Genomic DNA, 5286 nt, shown 5'->3' on the forward strand with positions numbered 1-5286 from the left:
AAAGCACCGCCCGACTGCGAGTACGCGCCTACAACGGGGGCAACACCCCGATCAAGCCAATCCCGATCGACACCTGCCCCTGGTGCGGCGTTGAGTTCGGCAAGCATTCCCTCAACGACCCCAAACCCTGCAGCACTGCCGGGGTGTTCAAACTGCTGCGTCAGGGCGTGATTGATCCCGATAACCCTGAAGAGCTGCGCGTCGCCTGCCTCAACCGCGGCTGCGCTTTCAAGGGCACCACCGGCCGCAACCACCTGCCGCTGGTGGCCGTCGACGACATGATCTACCGCCGCCTGCCGGCGTTCCTGATCGCCACCGTCGACAAATTCGCTTCACTGCCGTGGGAAGGTCGCTGCGGCAAGTTGTTCGGCAAGGCCACCCATGTGCTCGATGGCCAGGGCTTCTACGGCCCTGCCGATGGCGACGACGCCAGCAAGGGCGTGCGGCTGGCGGATCGGCTCGATCCCCCCGATCTGGTGATTCAGGACGAGCTGCACCTGATCTCCGGCCCACTCGGCTCCATGGCGGGCCTCTATGAGGCGGTGATCGATGAGCTCTGCAGCCGCGATGGCCTGCGACCCAAGATTGTGGCTTCCACTGCCACCGTACGCCGCGCCAGTGAGCAGATGCGCGCCCTGTTTGGCCGCAACGACTCCTCAATCTTTCCCGCGCCAGGCCCCGATCGCCGTGATTCCTTCTTTGCCGTCACAGTGCCGGTTGATCAGGTGCCCGGAAGGCTCTATGTGGGCCTCAGCGCCCCGGGCCGCAACGTTAAGGCCCTACTGCTGCGCGCCTCGCTGGCCCTGATGAGCAGAGCCCAACTGGCCTGGAAGGCCGCCGAGAAGCAGCGCAAACGGAGTGAGAAGCCAGGTCCGAACCCAGCGGATCCATACATGACCCTGCTGGGCTACTTCAACACGATCAAGGAGCTGGGCATCAGCCGCCGCCTAATAGAAGAGGAGCTCACCTCCCAGCTGGCCACCCACGGAGAGCGTCAACGCCTGGGCGCCAAGGTTGAGCGCTCAGCCAACCGCAAGATCGCCAACATTCCCCTGGAGCTCACCTCCAGGGTGTCCACCACCGAGGTGAGCACCACCAAGGATCGCCTGGCCCGCAGCTTTGACGACAAGGAGCGCGTGGATGTGGCCCTGGCCACCAACATGATCTCAGTGGGCCTCGACATCACCCGACTGGGCCTGATGTTGATGCTCGGCCAACCCAAGACCACCGCCGAATACATCCAGGCCAGCAGTCGCGTGGGCCGGGAGTCCACTAAGCCAGGTCTGGTGGTGGTGCTGCTCAACCCCAACCGCCCCCGCGATCGCTCTCATTACGAGCACTTCGCCTACAGCCACGACGTCTTCTACCGCGACGTGGAGGCCACCAGCGTCACACCCTTCTCAGAGCGTGCGCTGGAGCGGGGCCTGCCCGCCATCACCGTGGCCCTGGCGCGACACCTCAGCGATCAGCTCACCCCGTCGAACCGTGCCGGTGATGTGGCTGCTCTGGCGGAAGTGCGAGAAGCCGTGGCGGAGGCGCTCAGGCGTCGGGTGGCCATCGCCCTCGTTCAGGCCCCCGCTGAGGCCGATGCTCACGCCAACACAGTGGCTGAGCAGGTTCGTCACATTATTGACGACTGGTGTGCCATCGCCCAGCGCCACGGACGGATGGAATACGGCCGGGAAGACGGCGTGCTGCCGCCGCTGTTGCGCACCCCGCTCGATCCCCAATTGCTGGAGCTTGAGGACGACCGTGAGAAGCAATTCAAGGCCAACCGCAGCCTGCGCGATGTAGAGCCTTCCGCGCTGCTGCGCAAAGACCACATGCAGAACACCACTCGAGGTTGATTGTCATGACCACATCACGAGGCACCAGCAATCACCCGGTTGGCGAAGTGCGCCACGGCCAGCTCATCACCACCTATGGACCAGGCGCCATGGTGGATCTTCCCGATCGCTCTGTGGGGATAGGTGGGCTCAATCTCTGGCATTACAGCCGCGACGACGACAGCTGTTATATCGATGAGCCCAGGCTGATTGCCAAGCTGCGCGGCCTGTTGGGTGTGGGCACCCTGCTGCTCAAGCGTCCTCCCAGTGAAGACGGAGACTTTGCGCAGAAATTCAAAAGCAACAGCGGCATCCGCTCACCGCAGTTCCCGCTTTGGTTCATTGCCCAACCTAAGAAGGATCCATTCCCTCCCTTCATCGATGAATCCGGCAAGCGGTACCGCACCCGACCGCTGGTACCTAAGGAACGCTTGGTCAAGGACAGGCTGCCCTGGCGAGAACCCGGTGGCACGAAACAAGACCTGGATGTCGTACCCGTGCGCTTCGTTCAGTGCTGCGCCAACGGCCATCTCAGCGACATCGACTGGGATCGCTTTGCCCATGGCGGAGCTAGGAGCAGCTGCCAGGAAGATCTCTGGCTGGATGAGGCCGGAGCCGGCAACGACTTCAACGAGATTTACGTGCGCTGCCCCAAGTGCAAGAAAAGGCAAGCATTGGCCAGCACCAAGGGAGACAACGGCGCTTCCATGCTGGGGCAGTGTCGTGGCCATCGCCCCTGGCTCGGCAACTTCAGTACCGACGCCTTGGCCTGCTCGGATGAAAGTGGTAAACCCCGCTACAACCGCCTGCTTGTGCGGTCGGCCAGCAATGCCTACTTCCCGGAGATGGTGGGAGCTATCTCAATACCGGAAGCTGAGGATCCATTGCGGCAGCACCTGACCTCCAACCTGAGCTTTTTTGAGAAAGTCGAGGACGAGAGCGACCTCAAAGCAGCCCTTAAGTTCATGCCCGAAAAGGTCGCCACTCGGCTACGCGATCGAGAACTGGCGGATGTGATGGCTGTGCTCTCAGCCGTGCGTGGCAGCAGCAAAGACAGCCGCACCGAGAAGCAACCGGCGCTAAAGCTGCAGGAGATCAAGGCGCTCTATGCCCCGTCTGCAGCCCTTGGATCATCCGCTCCAAGCAGCACCTTCCACGCCGAGATCATGTCGCTCTCCGGGAAGCCGAGCTGGTTCACCGATCGCTTTGACCGGGTTCTCAAGGTGCATCGTCTCCGCGAGGTGATGGCCCTGATTGGCTTCACCAGGCTGGAGCCGATCGTCAAGGGCGTCGATGGCGACCCGATCGACCAGCACGCCATTGGTGCAAAACGGGCTGACATCAACAACAAGGAACTCGATTGGGTGCCTGGAATCGAGAACTTCGGCGAAGGCCTATTCCTCGGAGTCAGCGAAGCAACCCTGCAGGCTTGGCGTAATAGCGATGGCGTCGAGAAGCACAGTGACAAACACCGAACAGCTTGCAAATACTGGAACCGAGATCATGGCCTAAAACCAGACGACTTCTCGTGGCCCGGCGAGGAATACCTCATGCTCCACAGCCTTTCTCACCTGCTGATCACCACGGCAGCATTGGAGTGCGGCTACAGCGCCTCAGCCATCAAAGAGCGGATCTACAGCTTCCCGGGCCAGGGTTACGGGATCCTGCTTTACACAAGCGGCAGTGGTTCAGAAGGCACCCTCGGAGGCCTGGTGACGCTGGCCGATCGCATCGATCATTTGGTGGCCGGTGCACTGGAGCGGGGCCGGCTCTGCTCCAACGATCCCTTCTGCTCCATGCACGATCCTGAGAATGATCTGGAGAAGCGCTATAGCCACGGTGCCGCTTGCCACGGCTGCCTGCTGATCGCCGAAACTAGCTGTGAGCAGCGCAACCAGTTCCTCGATCGCGCCTTCGTGGTGCCCACACTGGATGTGACAGATGCCGCCTTCTTCCCTGCCGAGCTGCCATGAGCCAGCCCCTGCTGGCCCTCTCCAGCGGCGAACTCCAGCGCCTGGCGACTTGCCTGCGTTCCCAGCCCGCAACCCCTGGGGAGGCAGCCCTCAGCCAGCATCAGATCGCTAGTGATCGGATTGAACTACGGCATGCCTTGCTGGCATGGCTAGGTGACTGGAGCCAGCGAGGGGGCAGCAACGCCAGCCTTGAGCTCACCATTCAGCTGCTGCTAGAGCAACCCCGGGGCCAGGGCAACGGCCAAGCGGAGCTGGTTTGGTCTGGTCCTCAGGGGGGAGCGGGCGACATCACCCGTGATCAGGCAGTGTTGATTCGCGAAATGGTTGAGCGTTGCCAGCAGCGGTTGCTGATAACCACCTTCAATCTCTGGCGGGGCGGGTTTATCGCCGAGCTGCTCGATCGCGTGCAGCAGCGGCTGGTGGCCAACCCGGAACTGGCCGCCCGCATGGTGGTCAACATCCCGAGACCGCGCGGGAGCACGGTGGTGGCAGATCAGCTTCGCCAAGCCTTTGTGCACGACACCTGGAGGCACCTCTGGGATCCAGACCGGCCTCGGCCGCGCGGCTTTTTCGATCCACGCTCTCTGGATCTATCCCGCGAGCGCCCAACCGTGTTTCACGTGAAGTGCTGCGTTGCGGATGACGAACTGCTCGTCACCAGCGCCAACCTCAGCGACAGCGCCCAGCTCGATAACTGCGAGCTCGGCATCCACTTCCCATCCGGCGGCCGTGCCGACGCCGTGTGGCAGCACTTTGATCGCCTCATCCAGCGGCAGCCGCCTGCACTTGTCCCTATCGAGGAAACCCACCTCGAGAGCGCTCAATGACCATCTGTCGCCTCTTGGCCCACCAGATCACCGACCGCCACAGCCTCGGTGGGGTAAATGATCCGATCCAGAATCGCTTGGATGCGCTCACCAAACCGCAGGGTTTGTTCGCCAACCAGCCGTGCTGCCAGATCGGTGTCGCCACCACTGCGCAATGTTTTCTGCAAGATCGTCTGACGGGATAGATCCACCAACTGCTCCACACGCACCACACGCTGCCGCAGGGCCTGCACGATCAGCTCGCGATACACGATGCAGTGGTAAAAGCGGAAGTCAGGCTCCAGCTGCCCCATCTCCTGAGCAATGGCAAAGCGCAGATCCTGCAGCTGCCGATAGGCGGCCTGCACGCTCGCCAGCGCTGCGGTCTCATCCACGCGATTGTCCCCGCCGGATTGACGAGAGGCTTTGCTGGCCTGGGCCTGCATCACCATCAGCTCCCGCAGCTGAATACCAATGCTCTCGATGTCATCGCTGAGGCGATTGAGCACTGGCCCGATCGAGCCGCTGAGTGTCGCAAAGCGGTCCTGCAAGATCGCCATCTCTTCCCGCAGCTGCGAGAGATCCTCGGCCTGCAGGGCCAGCCCGGCATCGGGGGCAGGGGGATGAATGGCGAGCCATCGTTCACCCAGGCCCGTGCGTTCCGCTGCCAGCTGCACGACG

General features: G+C 62.4%; 4 protein-coding genes. 3 read left to right on the forward strand and 1 reads right to left on the reverse strand.

What is annotated here, in order from left to right:
- The 3 genes from KBZ15_RS17855 to KBZ15_RS17865 all read left to right on the forward strand — a co-directional run.
- Positions 1-1847, forward strand: a 1847-nt coding sequence (locus tag KBZ15_RS17855; RefSeq protein WP_261357702.1) for a helicase-related protein, incomplete at its 5' end; no start/stop codon positions are given.
- 5 nt (positions 1848-1852) lie between these two features.
- Positions 1853-3799: a DUF1998 domain-containing protein gene (gene drmB / locus KBZ15_RS17860; RefSeq protein WP_255016570.1), complete on the forward strand. Its 1947-nt coding sequence runs from the start codon at positions 1853-1855 to the stop codon at positions 3797-3799.
- Positions 3796-4626, forward strand: coding sequence for a hypothetical protein (locus KBZ15_RS17865; protein WP_255016571.1), 831 nt, complete (start codon positions 3796-3798; stop codon positions 4624-4626). The genes drmB and KBZ15_RS17865 overlap by 4 nt, the downstream gene beginning before the upstream one ends.
- On the opposite strand, the gene KBZ15_RS17870 is transcribed toward KBZ15_RS17865, so the two are convergent.
- Positions 4620-5286 (reverse strand): hypothetical protein (locus tag KBZ15_RS17870; protein ID WP_255016572.1); only part of this gene is annotated, 667 nt, incomplete at its 5' end. The two genes, KBZ15_RS17865 and KBZ15_RS17870, sit on opposite strands and share 7 nt — an antisense overlap.

This window comes from Cyanobium sp. BA20m-p-22 (genome assembly GCF_024346275.1).
Taxonomy (GTDB): domain Bacteria; phylum Cyanobacteriota; class Cyanobacteriia; order PCC-6307; family Cyanobiaceae; genus Cyanobium_A.

Bases quoted from the DNA above. Each gene is read 5' to 3' on its own strand.
- drmB (WP_255016570.1), top strand. From the start codon at position 1,853: ATGACCACATCACGAGGCACCAGCAATCACCCGGTTGGCGAAGTGCGC.
- KBZ15_RS17865 (WP_255016571.1), top strand. From the start codon at position 3,796: ATGAGCCAGCCCCTGCTGGCCCTCTCCAGCGGCGAACTCCAGCGCCTG.